General features: G+C 58.4%; 15 protein-coding genes, 1 tRNA gene, 1 other RNA gene and 1 pseudogene. 5 read left to right on the forward strand and 13 right to left on the reverse strand.

Annotated features, from left to right (window positions below; translation table 11 throughout):
* The 5 genes and pseudogenes from GGR61_RS16355 to GGR61_RS16375 form a co-directional block, all read left to right on the forward strand.
* Nucleotides 1-447: pseudogene (locus GGR61_RS16355) on the forward strand (hypothetical protein); the annotation flags it as partial.
* Nucleotides 444-716 (forward strand): hypothetical protein, encoded by a 273-nt coding sequence (locus tag GGR61_RS16360; protein WP_184622705.1) that lies wholly within the window; start codon nt 444-446, stop codon nt 714-716. The pseudogene GGR61_RS16355 and the gene GGR61_RS16360, both read left to right, overlap by 4 nt.
* On the forward strand, nt 713-922 hold the full coding sequence (locus tag GGR61_RS16365; protein WP_184622707.1) for a hypothetical protein: 210 nt from the start codon (nt 713-715) through the stop codon (nt 920-922). The genes GGR61_RS16360 and GGR61_RS16365 overlap by 4 nt, the downstream gene beginning before the upstream one ends.
* A complete protein-coding gene (locus GGR61_RS16370; RefSeq protein ID WP_184622709.1) occupies nt 919-1,137 on the forward strand; it encodes a hypothetical protein in 219 nt (72 codons plus the stop codon). Before GGR61_RS16365 ends, GGR61_RS16370 begins: the two co-directional genes overlap by 4 nt.
* Entirely contained in the window at nt 1,137-2,378 is a 1,242-nt protein-coding gene (locus GGR61_RS16375; protein ID WP_184622711.1) for an integrase, read from the forward strand. The genes GGR61_RS16370 and GGR61_RS16375 overlap by 1 nt, the downstream gene beginning before the upstream one ends.
* Before the next feature lie 78 nt (nt 2,379-2,456).
* Here the strand turns inward: GGR61_RS16375 and GGR61_RS16380 are convergent.
* The 13 genes from GGR61_RS16380 to grxD form a co-directional block, all read right to left on the reverse strand.
* Nucleotides 2,457-2,533: transfer RNA gene (locus GGR61_RS16380), tRNA-Asn, on the reverse strand.
* Nucleotides 2,534-2,595: 62 nt separating this feature from the next.
* Entirely contained in the window at nt 2,596-2,952 is a 357-nt protein-coding gene (locus GGR61_RS16385) for a type IV pilin protein (RefSeq protein ID WP_260288180.1), read from the reverse strand.
* 86 nt (nt 2,953-3,038) lie between these two features.
* A complete protein-coding gene (locus GGR61_RS16390; RefSeq protein WP_184622715.1) occupies nt 3,039-6,785 on the reverse strand; it encodes a PilC/PilY family type IV pilus protein in 3,747 nt (1,248 codons plus the stop codon).
* Nucleotides 6,786-6,796: 11 nt separating this feature from the next.
* The gene (locus GGR61_RS16395; protein ID WP_184622717.1) at nt 6,797-7,315 is read right to left on the reverse strand and encodes a PilX N-terminal domain-containing pilus assembly protein; all 519 of its coding nucleotides are present in this window, start codon (nt 7,313-7,315) and stop codon (nt 6,797-6,799) included.
* 2 nt (nt 7,316-7,317) lie between these two features.
* Nucleotides 7,318-8,472: a PilW family protein gene (locus GGR61_RS16400; RefSeq protein WP_184622719.1), complete on the reverse strand. Its 1,155-nt coding sequence runs from the start codon at nt 8,470-8,472 to the stop codon at nt 7,318-7,320.
* 3 nt (nt 8,473-8,475) lie between these two features.
* Complete coding sequence (gene pilV / locus GGR61_RS16405) at nt 8,476-8,949, reverse strand: type IV pilus modification protein PilV (protein WP_184622721.1); 474 nt, start codon at nt 8,947-8,949, stop codon at nt 8,476-8,478.
* Nucleotides 8,946-9,461 carry a Tfp pilus assembly protein FimT/FimU gene (locus GGR61_RS16410; protein WP_184622723.1) on the reverse strand — a complete coding sequence of 172 codons (516 nt, stop codon included), beginning with the start codon at nt 9,459-9,461 and terminating at the stop codon, nt 8,946-8,948. Before GGR61_RS16410 ends, pilV begins: the two co-directional genes overlap by 4 nt.
* Nucleotides 9,462-9,577: 116 nt before the next feature.
* Nucleotides 9,578-10,963, reverse strand: a complete 1,386-nt coding sequence (gene ppnN / locus GGR61_RS16415) for a nucleotide 5'-monophosphate nucleosidase PpnN (protein WP_184406813.1) — start codon at nt 10,961-10,963, stop codon at nt 9,578-9,580.
* A gap of 106 nt (nt 10,964-11,069) precedes the next feature.
* Entirely contained in the window at nt 11,070-14,294 is a 3,225-nt protein-coding gene (locus GGR61_RS16420; RefSeq protein WP_184406812.1) for a TonB-dependent receptor, read from the reverse strand.
* 656 nt (nt 14,295-14,950) lie between these two features.
* Nucleotides 14,951-15,026, reverse strand: a non-coding RNA gene (locus tag GGR61_RS16425) — sX9 sRNA.
* Nucleotides 15,027-15,086: 60 nt separating this feature from the next.
* Complete coding sequence (locus GGR61_RS16430) at nt 15,087-15,686, reverse strand: YhgN family NAAT transporter (protein WP_184406811.1); 600 nt, start codon at nt 15,684-15,686, stop codon at nt 15,087-15,089.
* Nucleotides 15,683-16,426, reverse strand: coding sequence for an SDR family NAD(P)-dependent oxidoreductase (locus GGR61_RS16435; RefSeq protein WP_184622725.1), 744 nt, complete (start codon nt 16,424-16,426; stop codon nt 15,683-15,685). The genes GGR61_RS16430 and GGR61_RS16435 overlap by 4 nt, the downstream gene beginning before the upstream one ends.
* Nucleotides 16,423-16,743, reverse strand: coding sequence for a Grx4 family monothiol glutaredoxin (grxD, locus tag GGR61_RS16440; protein ID WP_184406809.1), 321 nt, complete (start codon nt 16,741-16,743; stop codon nt 16,423-16,425). The genes GGR61_RS16435 and grxD overlap by 4 nt, the downstream gene beginning before the upstream one ends.
* Between the last annotated feature and the right edge of the window lie 35 nt (nt 16,744-16,778).

Consider the following 16,778-nt stretch of genomic DNA (forward strand, 5'->3'; position numbering starts at 1 on the left):
TGCTCGTCAGTAAAACGTTTCTTCACGTCCAATCTCCTTCGGGGTAGGGAATTGGACTCCAAACTGGCGTGCTACTCAAAATCGGGGGGACGTCGCATGCACAGCCGGCACGGGATCCTCCCCAATCCGCTTTATGCGATGGGCTTCAGCCGGGTCGGCTGCCAGATGTGCATCAACAGCCGGAAGCACGAGGTACGCCTTTGGGCTCACCTCTTTCCGATCGTGATCGAGATCATCCGAGAGTGGGAGGCGATTGTGGCCGCCGTCAGCAAGAGGCTGGCCGCGAGTTGGTTCTCGCCAATCAACGGCGACGTGCTTCCAATCGATGGAGTGGTTGATTGGAGCCTGACCACACGCGGCGGCCGCCAGTTCGCCATGTTCTTCGACGAGCAGGCCGGCGGGGGCTGCACTTCTGACCTCGCGCTTTGCGAACGGGAGGCTGCATGACGCAGCGCCAGGTCGACCACGGCACATCATTGCCGAGCTGCAAGAACGGCCACACCGCGCGCCACATACTCGATCTGCGCCGGCCCGAGTCCGGTGGCGGGCACTTCATCGAGTGCGTGTGTGGGCGCACGCAGAAGCATCCCAGTTACGAGCTGGCCATGACCGAGTGGCGCCGAGCTCATCGGATACGCGCACCGCGTCAGCCACGTCCCTGCGCGCCAAACGTCGTGCAGCTTGGCCTGCGCTTCACTGGTACGCAGCAGCGATGATCGATGGCACGAATATGGAAGCGTTTCGCAGGGCTTGCGAGGCGCGCCACTGGCTCCTGCTGGGCTACGTGAATGCGGCCAAGGTGCGAGAACTACGGCTCCGCATTGCCGCTCAGCGTGGCTACGCCGCTGCTGACCTGCTCGTCGAGGAAATGCGCGAGCAGTGGCGGCACAGGCGGGAGTGGATCGAGGGGAAAGCCGCGTGAGCAGTCCGGTGATTACGTTCGAGGATCTGCGTCGCCTTTGCGCGCCGCTCGGTCCTGCTCCGCGTGCATCGACGGTAGTGCGGTGGGCGCGCGAGCAGGGAATTCTCTACAAGTACGACGGAAGGGGCGGAATCTGGACAACCCTGGACGCGCTCAACGCTGCAGTGGGGCTGGCCAAGAACGCCGCTGAGCTACACAACAAGGAGCTGATCTGATGGGACGCGGCAGGAAGCGCAAGTTCAACCCGGATATCCCCAGGCACATCGACCAAGACGCCCTCCCAAAGGGCGTCTACTGGGCCGATGGGCGCTGGTACATCATCGAACCGCATCCTGAGGGTGGCCCCACGAGGAAGCGCACCATTGCCTACGCGGATGCGAGGCTGTCAGACCTGCACGCAGCCAGGGAGGCGTCGCGTGGCGTTGGCCTGGTCGGCTCTCTGCAATACCTGGTCAACGCGTTCAAGCTATCCACCGAGTACCGCGACCTGTCCCGCAGCACCCGCGATGACTACGATCGCCACGCCGAGGTGGCATGTGGCTACGTGTTGAAAGACGGTAGTACGTTCGGCAACCTGCTGGTCGATCGGTTGTCCGTTCCCCTGGTGCAGCGCCTGGTCGAAGCGCTCGCCAAGGGGCGGGAAGCAAGCGCCGTCCAGCCGGCGCTTCTTGCCCGTCCGTCCACGGCCAATCACACGCTGCGTTATCTGCACCGGCTGTTTGCCTGGGGCATACGCATCGGCCATTGCAAGACCAACCCGGCCAGCGGCGTGCGCGGCGCGAAAGAGCGCGCGGATGCCAAGATGCCGGATCCGCAATCGTTCATGGCGGTGCTTGAGTTCGCCAAGTCACGCGCTGCATTGCCGCTGCACGCAAAGGGAGCGGTACCGCCATACATGCCGGCGGTGATGGTACTGGCCTACAACGCACGTCTGCGCGGTGTCGAGGTGACCGACCTGACAGACGCGGACGCCCTACAGCAGGGAGTGCGCTGTACGCGCCGCAAGGGTTCTCGCGACAACATCACCGCCTGGAACGATGATCTGCGATGGGCATGGATCTGGTTGCGGGACTACCGTGCTCAACGAACCCATGCACATAAACGACCGATTCCCCTGCGACCCGAGCAGCGCGGCTTGTTGGTCACCCAGACCGGCACGCGCTTGGCGCGGTCAACATTGAAGACGGCATGGCAGCGCTTGATCACGGCGGCAATCGAGGCCGGCGTGATCGAGGAAGAAGCGCGCTTCACGCTGCATGGCCTCAAGCATCGCGGCATCACTGACACACGCGGTACTCGAGCGCACAAGCAAGATGCTGCAGGCCACATCACGCCGCAGATGACGCATCGCTACGATCACGAGTTACAGGTGATAGCGCCACCAACTTTGCCCACTGATGAGTCGTCTGCAGAGGCGTTAGCGTTCGTTGACCTGGTCAAGCCCTCAGAGTCGTGAGGGCTGCGAATTTTCCCGGTAATTTTCCCGGCGCAACAAAAAAGGGCTTGCGAATTTATCGCAAGCCCTTGATGTTTTTGGCGCCCGAAGTTGGACTCGAACCAACGACCCCCTGATTAACAGTCAAGTGCTCTAACCGGCTGAGCTATTCGGGCGGGGAGGCGTATTCTAGACAGGCTACCCCGAAGATGCAACCCCCGATCTACCGGTCTCTACATCACCAACAGTCGGATTTGGCTCCCTTGGAATTGGACTTCCTTGAGGCTTGATCAATGCCAAGATCGCCGCACTTGTCTTGCACCTGGTTGCCCTGTGCAGTTGCAGAGATCGAGAAGGTCGACTGAGTGGTTTGAAGAGCAAGCCGATACGCGGCTGTTCCTCCCTCCCGAGGGGAAACTAGCGTTGGCAGCGAAAAATCAACGTAGGAATTTCGTACGGTGTAGAACCTTACCGCTAACTGCGCATACTCGACGAGATCAGCCTTAGCCTGCGCCCTTCGGGACTTACGGACGTACTCGGCGTAACTCGGATACGCAATAGCAGACAAGATCGCTATTACAGCTACAACGATCATCAGCTCGATCAATGTGAACCCGGAAACGGCTCGTCCCGGCTCCCGCACTGAGGCCGCACGCCCCCTAAATGCTTGCAAGAAAGTTGTCATTGGACCTGCCTCCAGGACTGCCTGCCGCATGGGTAAGGTATATAGAGCGGACCAGAGCCGGCGGCAGTGACGACCATCCAGCAGGCCTGCCCGCCAGGCACACTACCACTCTCAGCCGGGGACAGCCGGGGAATCGCGGAGACTCCAACATCCTTGACTGGAGCAGTACCGGCCGTGGTCAGCGGTGTTGCAGCCGTTCTTGCGCCAAAGCTCGCGCCCGTGGGAGATCCTTTGCGTGCATCCATCAAAGCGCCATCTCCAGTACGCGTATCCAAGCCGAATAACCAGTTTGTGCCAGCTGGTTCGCAACCGGAACTGACCACGGCCGGTGTATACGTCGGGATGAGCACGATCCCCGAAGCAATCGAGGGGTTACCCACCATACGCTCTTTCGCTGGTAAATCGACATACCAGCCCCGCGAGCCAGCAGGAGCTGCAGCACGGCTCAGAGTCCGATCACCGTTCTGAACGACCGTACTGCCCTGCAGGTTTGCTCGGGTGAGCGCGGCAACCGGCGCGCCTCTGGAAAGATCGTTAATGCCATAAAGCGATTGGATCGATTCATCCTTGGGATCACTTTTGAACGAAAAACTCCCGGTTCCAAAGAACAACATCACGCCACCGGCATCTCCAGCGGTCGCTACAAGCCCTCCGGTAATAGGCTGGCGATAAGTTTGCCCATTCTCTGTGGAGGTTCTCGCAGTAAAAAATGGCACTGTGATGGAGGCAGCCGTACTACGAAGATCGAATTTCCAAATAGCACCCTTTTGATCAGCGCCGTAGACAGTGTCTGCTAACCCATCGCGAACCGCGTCAGTCTGAGAGACGCCACCCCACCGATCCACCACAACTATGTTCCCTAACCCATTGGTGCCGGCAATTGCGGCACTAGCGTCTGTCGCTTCGATCATCGTGACGGCGGGCGCACCTGCTTTGATATCCACCACGAACAGTACTGCTTTCCCGCTCTGACTGTTGTAGCCGTTACCAAAAATCGCCTTCCAAGTGACAGCTCCTGCAGCACCTCTAACCGGGACGATGACAGGCTTTCCGAGCACATGACCAATATTGCTCCTGATAGCAGCCGAAAGAGTGGTGTCAAGGTCACTAATTTCCCAAAGCTTGCTAGACGTCGAGAAGGCCGTGGGATTCGTCACATCAAGTGCGAATACGCTACGCCCACCCGCTCCCGCAGTTCCGACGGCAACCGTCTTCCAGCCACTACCATAATTAGCGTCACCTACCACAACGGGACCATCTACATAATAACGATGCTCGTACTCGACATTCCTATTTGTGGGATCCGAAGGCAAGAGGAGATCCCCCATGTGTCCCAGCGCAGTTGCAGGAATATATGCGAAACGCTCGGCTCCTCCGTTGACGTCCACTGAGCCATCTGCCGTCATACCCGCATCGAACGCGTGCAGCATACCGTCGTTTGCACCGACGTATACCGTATAGCGTCCAGATGTCGTTTTTGTAGCGAGGTAAGTGCCATAGGTCGTTCCTAATGAACCCTGAAGTGCCCGATAGCCATAGTCATCGGTCGGAGCGCTGATGACTGGAGACGAGTTGACGATATCGCCAAGCAAGGACGTCCGATCACGGAACCTACCTCGATTCTTAACTTCATTCCCTGGATCCCCCCTGAGATAAGACACAGCAGACTGAGCAGTTGCTCCGATCAGCGTCAAGCCAGGTTCTGTGCACTTGGCAATTCCAGGATAGAGTCCAGCAGGTTTTGCACACAAATCAGAGAGCGAAACATTAGTATCATTGAAGTTAACCGTACTACCTGCCTTGTTCACAACAATGTTTCGCGCTTCTGGACTAGTCCCACCAAGACGGGCGCTGGCCTCCCAAACCAGTGTCGTCGTAGCCAACCTGGATTGAGGATCAATCGCCACACGATTACCTTCCAGGCGGCCATACCAGTCAGTTCCGTCAGTCCCGATCCGATAAGAGGGCGTAACAGCAAACGAGCCATTTCCGATTCGGGCACCAGTCTGCGCAGCAGTCCCTGATGGGGACTCACCCTGAGTTACAGACGCAAGGACGCGATCGATTGCAGCAGTGATCTCAGCAGGGGTACGTGCGTTGATGTACTCGCCGCGCGTATTGACCGCAGCGTGCCATATGTCGTCTACGGTTGAGGCATTATTGTCAGAGCGCGCCGGCCAGCTCTTATATATGGACGGATCCGTGTAGGCATCCTGCGCTATATCCGGATTAAAGAGATTACCCCTTGCCCCTAGCGTTACGCCGAAGAAATTGATATGCAAATTCTTCTGGCAATCCAGCCTCACGCTTGGTGCCGAAGTGCATTCACTGGGAACAGGAACCTGCCCTGCCGTCAGATCTGGACGAAGCGGCGACGCACCATTGAAGTTATTGTAATATCGCGCAGCGATATCCGCCATGGTATTGGAATAGGTATCCGCGAATGGCTCGCCCATCCCCCCATCGCCATCAGCATTATCAACAGCAGCAAAGTTATTATCGATGTCATTACTAAATCCATCGGTAAAAAGCATTACTGCATTTTTCTGGCATGCCAACTGAACTGGCGCCCCTGAATCCGAGCGCGTAAACTGAATTCCCGCCGCATTTACCGCCTCGCGATTTGGCGTTCCGCCGGATGCAGTGAGCCCAATCATTTCACTGTAGAGGGCGTTTCGGTCAGCAATGACACCTATATTCCTCATTACCAAGCGTTCATCGGCCGAATCAAAACTCGTATTTTGGTTGATCCGGAAATAACCAACGCGAAGATTCTCCTCTACCGCATCAAAAGAGCGCGTCATGCCTGCAATCATCGCTCTGTTTCGATTACCGTAAAACGAAAACCAATTGGCAAAGTTTCTTAAGGCATCTGTATTTTTTGCAGCAATCGTGTACTTCCAAAGGTCACACCCTTGTCCGCATGCATTAGCTACACGTATGCGTGCAACCCCATTGTAGGCATTAGGCGAACCGGGAAGAACGGGAAGCGGATCATTATTTGACGTGTAAGGCATAAAAAACACTGATCTCACATGCTGAATCAGCACGTGCGTTGCGCCTTCAGCCCATGCGGCGCCATTGGCACGCTGGACCGATCCGTACCCAGTCACAGTGCCCCTAGCATTTACAAAAACGCGCTGAAAAAACCTCCCATCTGGAATAACCATCCCATCCTGCATAAAGCCCGCATCAAGCCAATTTGATATCAATGAGTCACTGGTTAAATTGACAAGATTGCTTGTCGCATTGACACGCGGATCAATCTTGGTTGAAGAAGTATCCGCATCGTCATACGCTTGCTTGTTAGCACCTATCCAGGGATCGTACTTAACCTGAGGATTATAGTAAGTTGGATTGTACGCTGATGATTTTGCAAACCCGTAGATATCAAGCGAAGGGATACCAAGTCGAGCCACTTCGAGACGAGGACCAATCATTACATGATTGTACCCACATACATTACCAGAGCGATTGAGCACACCCGGGGATGAGAAGAAACTTTGTCGATTAGTATTCCAGCACCCTTGCCCGTCAGCACCGGGAAACTGTGTCTGAAACGTCATTGAGCCCGAATCGTCCACGGCCATAATAAAGGCTGGCGGGATAGGCGCCTGATTGTTGAGCGGCTCCTGCGCAAGCGGCCCTTGGCCTTGTGCAGCAACCAGCATATAGACCAAGCCCAGCCCGACAAGGCAGACCATACTGGAAGCAGTAATGAGCTTTACTTTACGCGATAGCATAACATTGGCCTTTAAAGCTTGAAGACGGTATCAATAGCAGACCTCGACGAGGCGTTTGTCTCATCGTCCACGGAAACGCCTGTGATTTGAAAAATTGGTGACGCCGAATCCATCGGCGGCCCCATCCCGATGCTCGCCTCGCCCTCGATGCACTGGTCTATTTGGCGTACATTCGTGGCTTCGGTCGAGGTCTGCTCGCGGGCCCACTGCACCGGGTCGAAACCATCATCGCATCCACGCTTTATGCTGGCAGAGGTCACCGTACTGCCAGTCGGTAGCGCGGTGCGGTTGGAAATCGCCTCAACTGACGCCTCGCCGTTACGCACGACACCCTCCGCTTGCTGGAAAGCACGGTTAACAGCACGGTAGTTGGATGCCATCTTTTCCTGCATACCTGCTACCTGCATTGCAGAGATACCCAACAACGCAAGCAGAATCAACATAATCAGGGCGACATACAGAACAGCGCCTCTCTGTCGACTGCGCGAGGACAAACGTACTTTATTCACGAAGTTGCGATGCCGATTCATGATTAGTTGCCAAACAAGCGATTGCGAAGTGCGATGGATAGTTCATAACTGGCTCGGTAGCGGCCGTCAGGAACAGATGGCGGTTGCATGCTGACTCCCAGTACTCCCACGGGATCGCCACTAGCCGTGGCAACTGCGTTCGCCGTATTGGGACTGCGTGCCAGAATTCCTATCTGGACCGCCCCAACCCGTCGCCACTGGTTGGCGCCGGCCGCATCTGCACTGGCCCCCAACCCTGATGCCGTCAATTGTGACGTTATATTTCCCACTGGCGGAGTAGCACTTGAGATATTGGCTGTGGAATCCAGCCCATATAACAACTGCAAATTTTCAATGCCCTCGACAAGCTCCTCGTTCTGAGCGTACGTGCCATCGCTCGCTGCTCGTGCTCGACGCAGCGCAGGCTCACCGGAGGCTCCAGTGCCGACGTAGTACACCAGTGACTCGGCACGGTAGAGCATTGTTTGCCCAGTCGGCTGCGCGGTGTAGCGCGAAAGATCTACGCTGGTCGTTACAGAACTTGCAGCAGATGTCCCAGTAAACACGTCTGCATGCGAGCAGTCGGCGATGCCGAACAAGGTCGGTATTCCAACGCCTCCGCTGGTTAAGCGTGACAAACGCCCTGCATCAAAGCTGGCGACGGAGTTGCTGCCTGTACGTACCAGTCCAGTAACCGGCACACCTTCAGGAGAAAGAAAACGCAGCACAAGAATATCGCTGCCTGGCAACGGAGCAGGATTGAGCGCTTGAATTTGCGAAGGCACACCAGCGGCGGCGGACAACGTTCCGCCGAGCTGCAGCTGTGCTCCCGGCGATGTACCCGTCGCTTCATACCCTTGAATCGATACAGAGAAGTCCAGTGGGCTGCCACTTCCGGTTGTCGCGGATAAGTTGACGCGGGGATCCCCCTGGCCTTTCACAAAATGCGCCTGGTCGTTGACGCAACCGAAGTGGCCCGCCATGCGGATGTCACGCGCCAGAAAATCCAGGGCGAACCGTGCATTTTCTTGGGCTCTGGACGCTCCTTCAGACAGCTGAAATGCTGTCCTCGAAGCGGAAAAGACCTGGATCACCCCGAGCAGCAGCACAAGGCCAATGACCAGCGCAATCATCATTTCAACAAGCGACAGACCCGCCGCCCTGGTACGTGCGGTCATGATTCAGATCTCTGTCTGCAATGCGAATGTCGTCGATGTGTCCGGATCAGTTGCATCCCACTTCTGATCACCCCAGGAGATGGACACAGTGACCTGACCGTTGGCGACCACAACATTTGCCGATGAAGAGTCTCCCAATGCCTTGGCAACCTGACATTTCCAGCGAGTAATATTTTGGGTGATGGACACTGTTTCGCCGGTCGGGCGACTACAGGACCCTCTTGCGGTCACCGAACCCGCGGCGAAGCTGGCCGCTGTGTACTGACTAGCCTGGTATCGATTTGAGCGCATTTGATCGATAAGGTCATAAGCGAGATTGGTCGCCTGTGTTCGATAGTTGGCGCTTTGCACAAAGCGCACGCTCATCGTTTGTAGCAGTGCAAAGCCAAGCAGCCCGAACGCGAGAACAATGATAGCTATCAACACTTCGATCAATGTAAACCCGGATGCTTCCCGCCTAGTGCCGTGCTGTCTCATTGACAGGTGTCCTTTCTGCTTCTGACTTGCCCAGCTGCATTGATGAGCAGCGTTCGCATCAATTGCTGGCCGGCACATTGATCCGGACGCACAGTGATTTGCTGGTCGGCAGCAGAAATTCGGCGTCCTCGGCCGTCAAAGGCCACTAGACCGCTACTCGGGCCTTGAACAACAAGCTTGGGATTGCCAAGCCAGTAGCGCAGGACAGGTTCTCCGCCATCCAATGCACCGTTTGCATTGACATCGCTCCACGCAAGGATGCCTCCGCCCCAGCTCCCATCGCAGGCAGTGCCGTTACTGCTTCCGCAGATCGCTCCACTCTGGCCAGAACGCAATGCTTCGCTCCTGGCGAGGTTAAGCAACCCGACCACTTCATTATTTGCGGTAACAGCTCGATTAGACCGAATGACGCCTTGAAAACTCGGATACCCGATAGCGGCCACGATCGCAAGGACCGCAACCGTGATCATCAACTCAACCAGCGTGAACCCGCGGGCACGGCAGAAATACATCAATACGCTCCCCAGCGTCAGTGCTGAGGAGCATGAGTGGCAATAGCGGTAAAAACAACTGCCCTACCGACAAGCGGCTCTCTTGACCGACGAACGTCAGTCCCGCGACTAGCGAATCAGGTCACCACCCGATAACAAGGCCGGTAGTCCCCCGAGATCTTCATCCGGCGCTGCTCGACGAAGCCGCGCAGGAGCTCGTCCAGGGCCTGCATGATGTCCGGGTCGCCGTGGATTTCGAACGGGCCGAACTCCTCGATGCGGCGCATGCCGTCTTCCTTGACGTTGCCGGCGACAATGCCGGAGAACGCGCGACGCAGGTCTGCGGCCAGTGCAGGTGCCGGGCGGCCGTGGTGTAGGTCCAGGGCGGCCATGGCCTGGTGACTCGGCTCGAACGGTTGTTGGTACTCCAACGGGATGTGCACCGACCAGTTGAAGTAGTACGAGTCCTTGTGGTCCTTGCGGTGCGCACGCACTGCGTGGACACCCTCGGCCATGCGTCGCGCAACTGCAACCGGATCGCCCACGATGATTTCGTAGCGGGAAGCAGCAGCCTCGCCCAGCGTGAGCCGGATGAAGCGGTCGATCTGCTCGAAATACGGCGCGGCGATGGTCGGGCCGGTCAGGATCAGTGGGAACGGCAAGTGGGCGTTCTCTTCGCGCAACAGGATGCCAAGCAGGTAGAGGATCTCCTCAGCCGTGCCGACCCCTCCCGGAAACACCAGAATGCCATGGCCGATGCGGATGAAGGCCTCCAGGCGCTTTTCGATGTCCGGCATGATCACCAGGTGGTTGACGATCGGGTTCGGCGATTCGGCAGCGATGATGCCCGGCTCCGTGAGGCCGATGTAGCGCGTGTGATGCTTGCGCTGCTTGGCGTGGGCAATCGTGGCGCCTTTCATCGGACCCTTCATCGCACCCGGGCCGCAGCCGGTGCAGATGTCCAGCCCACGCAGGCCGAGCTCGTAGCCCACCTGCTTGGTGTAAAGATACTCGTCGCGCGAGATGGAATGCCCACCCCAGCACACGACCAGGTTGGGGTCGGACGGCTGCAGGATGCGCGCATTGCGCAACTGGCCGAACACCGCGTTGGTGATGCCCTCGCTGGTATCGAGATCGGCGCGTTGCGCTTCGAGCTCGATCGCCATGTAGGCCAGGTCGCGCACGACAGCGAACAACAGCTCGGCCACACCACGGATGATCTCGCCATCGACGAACGCCATCGCTGGCGCACTGCTCAGATCGATGCGGATGCCGCGATCCTGCTGGTTTACCTGAATGTTGAAATCCGGATACAGATCACGTGCGGCACGCGGGTCGTCCGAGGCACTACCGCTGGTCAGCACGGCCAATGCACAACGGCGCAACAGCTCGTGCATGCCGCCACTGGATGCATCGCGTAGTCGCGCCACTTCCGCCTTGGACAACACGTCCAGGCCACCGCGCGGGTAGATCCGCGCATCCACCACCGGCAGCGCCCGTGCTGCCGTACTGCTGAGTTCCATAGCTTGCTCCTGTCTTATGCGCAAGACTTTAGCGTACTCACCCACACAAAAGAAAACGGCCGGGAGAACCCGGCCGTTTTTGCAAACTTCGACACGCTAGCCAGTTTTAGAACTGGTAGCGGAAGCCCAGCTGCAGCGCCCAGCGGGAGATGCCCTTGTCGTCATAGACGGTCGCAGCATCTGGCTCATTAAACCGGTAAACGTATTTTTTGGTGGTCGGGTCGATACCGCCGTATTCGGCCACACCCTTGAAGCCCGGGAACGCATATTCGTCAACGCGACCCCACTTCTTGTTGAGCAGGTTACCGACGTTCATCACGTCAACCCAGATCTGCGCCTTGTTGCCATCGAAGAAGCCAGGAAGCTCCTGCTCGATGTGCAGATCGAACTGGTTGACCCATGAGTTGCGCACGGCGTTGCGGCCCGCAACCTGGCCCTTATGCGTGGACAGGTACTGGTCGTTGTTGACGTAGTTCCAGAACGCATTTTCTTCAGCCGCGTTGCGGAACAGCACATCGCCGCGCGCTGCAGGGATGTAGAGCAAGTCATTGAAACGACCATCGCCATTGGCATCGTTATCGAAGGTGTAGCTGTAAGGACGACCGCTACGACCCTGATAAACCAGCCCAACCTTGGTCGCAAAATCGCCGAAGAAATTATGCTTCCACTGCAACGTACCAAGGAAACTGTCCTTGATCTCGTAAGCCGAGGTTGCGTTCACTTCTTCATTTGCCTGGAAGGTTGCAGTATTGAGCAACTGCGAACCCGAGGTGGAGCTGGTCAGGCCGCTAACTTCCTTCGCATTTGAGTAGGTGTAGGCCAGGCTCCACGACCAGTCACTGTCGTTGAACGGCTTGCTCAGACCAACGGTGAAGCTCTGTGTGCCGCCCTTATCGGTCGAACGCGCGATGATGGCGTCGTTGAAATTGGTGTTTCGACGCGCACGAATATCCGTGCCGCTGTTCGCACAGGAGGAACCCACTGCTACACCGGTTTCGCGAAGACATGCGCTACCCAGAGAGTTCCAGCTGGCCGGATTAAGACCGTTGGGGTTCCAGTAGATGTTACGTCCATCCTGACCAACCTCGGTTGCGGTACCAAGATTGAGCTGCTGGTAATAGATCGCTTCCTTGACCTTAGTGACGACACCCTCCATCGAGGCAACAATGCCATACCATGGCAACTCGGTATCGAATGCCAGGTTGGCCTTCCACACCGAAGGCTGACCAAGGTCCTTATCGACGAAGTCGACCGATTGCGTTTGACCCGATACGCCGCGCGGCTGATTGTTGATGTCCGGCGTAAAGCGGATGCCACTGCTAGACGCGTTATTGAAGTTGTAGTCGGTGAACGCAAGGCCGGTATTGGAATACGGGTTGGACAGCCACACCGACGCAGCCGCACCCTGGAACAGGCCTACACCACCACGCAGCTGAGTCGGACGATCTGCATCGAAGGTGTAGTTGAAACCAAAGCGCGGCTGCCACAGGCCATTGCCGTCGATCGTTTCATCGTTACGCACGCCAAACGCGCCAAAGGCAGCCTGGTTGAACTGTGGCGAGTTCTTTACCATCGGCTCGTCATAACGCAGGCCGAAATTCAGTGTCAGGTTGCTGTTGACTGCCCAGGAATCCTGCAGGAATACGCCGACATTGCGCATGCCCCACTTCGCAGCGATATTGTCAATCCCTGTGGGCGAATACGAATAACGATATGCGTTCGGCAAATTTGCCTGGTAATTGGCAACGGAATTGAAGGTGTAGCTGCCGAAGACACGTGGCCCGTACAAGTTGTAAATGTCGTTGTCTTCGTAGTCGAAGCCGAACTTGACCGTGTGGTCATTCAAGAACAGGGTGCCGGCGAAGAACGCGTTCCAGGTTTCGGTGCGCAACTCGTTAGCCTGCGTATTGGCTTCGGTACCGAGGTTTAACGTGTTGTTGCCGAAACGCACAGCGATGGCTGGCAACTGCGATGCCGCAGTACGAACCGCCGAGTAATCGCGATAAGACACCTTGGCTTCGGTCGAGAACGTATCGGTCCAGTCGCTGAACAACTGGCCGGTGTAGGTCTCGAGTTCAAAGTCGCGCACATAATGGTACGAGTTCAACGCCAGCTGATTGTTACCGAAACCATTGAGGTTGGCCGTACTTTGCTCGGACTTGCCATAGCGGAACGAACCGCGATGTTTGTCGCTGATGTTCCAATCCAGCTTGAAGCCCTTCTCTTCCGAATCAGAATCCAGTGCCGGCAAGGCCAAGGCACCGGGATCGAAGCCGTAGACGTTGCGCGAGATATCGATCACCTGATCGACCTGCGCCTGGGTGATACCGACTTCATTGCTGGCACCAGAACCGGCCGGACCGTAACCGCTGTTGCCGGTGAACACGCCCTTGCCCTTGTACTTTTCGTAGTTAGCGAAGAAGAACAATTTATCCTTGACGATCGGACCGCCCAGGGTCAGACCATAAGTCGCTTCGTTATCGAACAGCTGTGGACGGATGTCGTTCTGGTTCTTACCTGACCAATCGTTTTCACGATATGTGCCGTAGACCGAACCATGAAATTCGTTGGTACCGGACTTGGTGACGGCGTTGATCACGCCACCGGTACCGCCACTGATCGTCACGTCGTAATTGGCCACGTCCACCGAGATCTCATCGATGACGTCCATGGAGAACGGTTGGCGCGGGGTCGGCAGGCTGTTGGATTCCAGGCCGAAGGCATCATTGGTGCTGATGCCGTCGACGCGGATCGCGTTGTAGCGCGGGTTCTGGCCGGCGATGGAGATTTCGTTGCGGGCCTTGTCGGTCTGCGCGACGCGCGGATCCAGACGCACGTAGTCCTGCAGGTTGCGGTTGATCGACGGCAGCGACTCGATTTCTTCACGGGTCACGTTGGTGCCGGTACCCATTTTGTTGGCGCTGAAAATGGCCGAACCGTAGTTGCCGGCGATCGCCTGCACGGTACCCATCGTCGCCAGATCGCCACCAAGGGCCGCATCGACCTGATTCACCTTATCCAGGTTCAGGTAAATGCCTTCGCGGGTGGTGTTGCCCGCGCCGGATGCCGCAATGGTGATGGTGTACGGACCACCCACACGCAGGCCGCGCGCGTTGTAGCGTCCGCTGGCATCGGTGGTGGCGCGGCTGACGGTTCCCGATTCGACGTGGGTGATCGTCACTTCGGCATTCGGCACCGGTTGACCGGCGCTGCTGGTAACCATGCCGGCGACGCCGGCAGACGTGCTCTGAGCGAACACGGGGGCAGCAGCAAGTGCGGCAACAAGGCCAAGCGTCAGCTTGGACATGCGGAGACAACGGGGGTGGGTCATTTCGGTAGCCTCGATACAGGTTGGGCAGTGACAAAAAGGCGCAGTCAGCCCAACCGTTCCCGGGGGTGGGCTGCCGATCATCTGGGGTCCCTTGCCGCGCGACTGGTTGCTGCCGCAACGGTTAACAACAGATTAACACGCTAAGGCCTGATTGTGACGGCCGCGTGACAAAACGCGCGCAGTGCAACATGAACATCTTTTGTGGCGGCGCAAGCGCCACATTGCGCAAAGTCGCAAGCAAAGCGAGACACATATCGCGCTTATGCTGAGCCGGGATTTGGCTGTTAAAACTACAGATTCGTAAGGAAAAGGACCCGTCATCGATTCGATGACCTCGCCGGTCGCTCCGTGCTTCGTGAACATGCGCCCTGCGCAATCCATCAGCCGATTTGCGCAGCCCCAACGCATGCACCCGTGCTGCTACCAGAACGCCACATCCTGCCTGATCCGAATCGCCGCCGTATCGGCAGCGGCCCCATCAGCAGCTTGCGCAATTCAGTCCCCTGCAACGGCGGCCGGATCAAGCAACGCAGCGTTGGCTATGGAAAACCGCGCTCTGCCATGGAAATGGTCGGAGCCAGCCTGGCGCTCGGCCCACCTCAGCAGCCACCTGCCTTGTGCAGGACCGGCCCCACCCCAGCGCGGACCTCAAGATCGGCTAACAAACCGTAGCGAGCGGTCGTCAGGTTGGTGTGCACGGCGCGGAGGAACCGGAGTGGACGCGTGGTCCACGGGGATTCCGAGCACCGCCCACACCCGCCTGACGGCGGCGCAGCAGGTTTGCTGGCCGCTCTAGATCGACACCGGCAACTTGAAATAAGTCCCCAACCCATCCAGAAACATCTGCACCGAAATGGCCACCAGCAACATGCCCATCAGGCGCTCGATCGCGGTCAATGCGCGATGGCCGAGCAGCTTGTACAGCAACGGGGCCGAGGCCAGGATCGTTGATGCACCGATCCAGGCGATCATCAGTGCCAGGCTCCAGTCCCATAGCCGCGTGGGTTCGTTGCTGCCCATCAGCATCACCGCCGCCATGCCGGACGGGCCGGCCACCAGCGGGATCGCCAGCGGCACGATGAAGGGCTCGCCGTCCGGGATCTCGCCCATCAGGCCTTCCGGGCGCGGGAAGATCATGCGGATGCCGATCAGGAACAGCACGATGCCGCCGGCGATCGCCACCGACTCCTGGCGCAGATGCATCAACTCCAGCGCGTACTTGCCGCCCCACAAAAATGCCATCAGCACGAACAAGGCGATCAACAGTTCGCGCGCGAGCACGAAGCGCTGGCGCCTGGGCGGCAGCGGCTTGAGCACGCTGAGGAACACCGGGATGTTGCCCAGCGGGTCCAGAATCAGGAACAGCAGCAACGCCGCCGACAGAATGGTCATACCGAAGGGCTCCAGATCGCACCGCGCTGCGCTGCACCCGCCATGGACAACAACATGACGCAGGCAGGCGCATAGCGTGCAGGGTCGACCGCGTCGCTGTCTTCCTGATAGGTAAAGGCACGTGCGCGTAGCGCGGTGCGCATCGGGCCGGGCTGTAGCCCGCTGATGCGCACCGGGCCGGCGGCAGTCTCGTGATGCAGGCTGGAGAGCAGGCCGCGCTGCGCATGCTGAGCCGCACCGTAGGCGCCCCAGTACGCCTGGCCGACGCGCGCCGGATCGTCGACGACCAATACCATCGCCGCATCACGCTGCTGGCGCAGCAGCGGCAGGCAGGCCTGGGTCAGCCACGCACGTGCGGTGAGGTTGACATGCAGGTTGCGCGCGAAATCTGCGGGGTCTGCGAGCTCGGCCGGCGTCAACCCGGCAAAATCGGCTGCGCAATGCAGCAGCCCGTGCAAGCCACCAAGTTCGGATTGCAGCCGCTGCGCGAGCGCGCCGTAATCGTCCGGCGTGGCGCCGGCCAGATCCAGCGGATACAGCAACGGTTCCGGCCCGGAGATGGCGACCGCATCGTAGACCCGCTCCAGCGGACGCACCTTCCGACCGAGCAGCACCACGGTGGCGCCGGCAGCAGCACATGCCTGCGCTGCAGCAGCGCCCAGTCCGCCAGCGGCGCCCGTGACCAGCACCACCCGCCCGGCCAGTGCAGCCGCATCGGGCTGAGCCTGCGCCGAACTCACGGCTGGTACGCCTCGCTGACAATGCGCTTGAGCTCGCCGGCTTCAAACAGTTCCAGCGTAATGTCGCAACCGCCGATCAGCTCGCCATGAATGAATAACTGCGGGAAGGTCGGCCAGTTGGAATAGCGCGGCAGATTCGCGCGCACTTCGGCTTCTTCCAGCACGTTGATCGTGCGCAGCTGGTCGGCACCGGCAGCGACCAGCGCCTGTACGGCGCGACTGGAAAATTCACACATCGGGAACTGCGGGGTGCCTTTCATGAACAACACGATCGGGTGTTGTTCGACTTCGGCCTGGATCCGTTCCATCACCGGCATTGGACTCTCCTGACTGGGAGCGGCAGGCCCGACCG

This window comes from Xanthomonas sp. 3058 (genome assembly GCF_014199765.1).
GTDB lineage: Bacteria > Pseudomonadota > Gammaproteobacteria > Xanthomonadales > Xanthomonadaceae > Xanthomonas > Xanthomonas campestris_B.

Coding starts and splice junctions, on each gene's coding strand:
- GGR61_RS16360 (WP_184622705.1), top strand. CDS start 444: ATGACGCAGCGCCAGGTCGACCACGGCACATCATTGCCGAGCTGCAAG.
- grxD (WP_184406809.1), bottom strand. CDS start 16,743: ATGCCGGTGATGGAACGGATCCAGGCCGAAGTCGAACAACACCCGATC.
- GGR61_RS16390 (WP_184622715.1), bottom strand. CDS start 6,785: ATGCTATCGCGTAAAGTAAAGCTCATTACTGCTTCCAGTATGGTCTGC.
- GGR61_RS16395 (WP_184622717.1), bottom strand. CDS start 7,315: ATGAATCGGCATCGCAACTTCGTGAATAAAGTACGTTTGTCCTCGCGC.
- GGR61_RS16400 (WP_184622719.1), bottom strand. CDS start 8,472: ATGACCGCACGTACCAGGGCGGCGGGTCTGTCGCTTGTTGAAATGATG.
- GGR61_RS16385 (WP_260288180.1), bottom strand. CDS start 2,952: ATGATCGTTGTAGCTGTAATAGCGATCTTGTCTGCTATTGCGTATCCG.
- GGR61_RS16410 (WP_184622723.1), bottom strand. CDS start 9,461: ATGTATTTCTGCCGTGCCCGCGGGTTCACGCTGGTTGAGTTGATGATC.
- GGR61_RS16375 (WP_184622711.1), top strand. CDS start 1,137: ATGGGACGCGGCAGGAAGCGCAAGTTCAACCCGGATATCCCCAGGCAC.
- GGR61_RS16365 (WP_184622707.1), top strand. CDS start 713: ATGATCGATGGCACGAATATGGAAGCGTTTCGCAGGGCTTGCGAGGCG.
- GGR61_RS16420 (WP_184406812.1), bottom strand. CDS start 14,294: ATGACCCACCCCCGTTGTCTCCGCATGTCCAAGCTGACGCTTGGCCTT.
- pilV (WP_184622721.1), bottom strand. CDS start 8,949: ATGAGACAGCACGGCACTAGGCGGGAAGCATCCGGGTTTACATTGATC.
- ppnN (WP_184406813.1), bottom strand. CDS start 10,963: ATGGAACTCAGCAGTACGGCAGCACGGGCGCTGCCGGTGGTGGATGCG.
- GGR61_RS16430 (WP_184406811.1), bottom strand. CDS start 15,686: ATGACCATTCTGTCGGCGGCGTTGCTGCTGTTCCTGATTCTGGACCCG.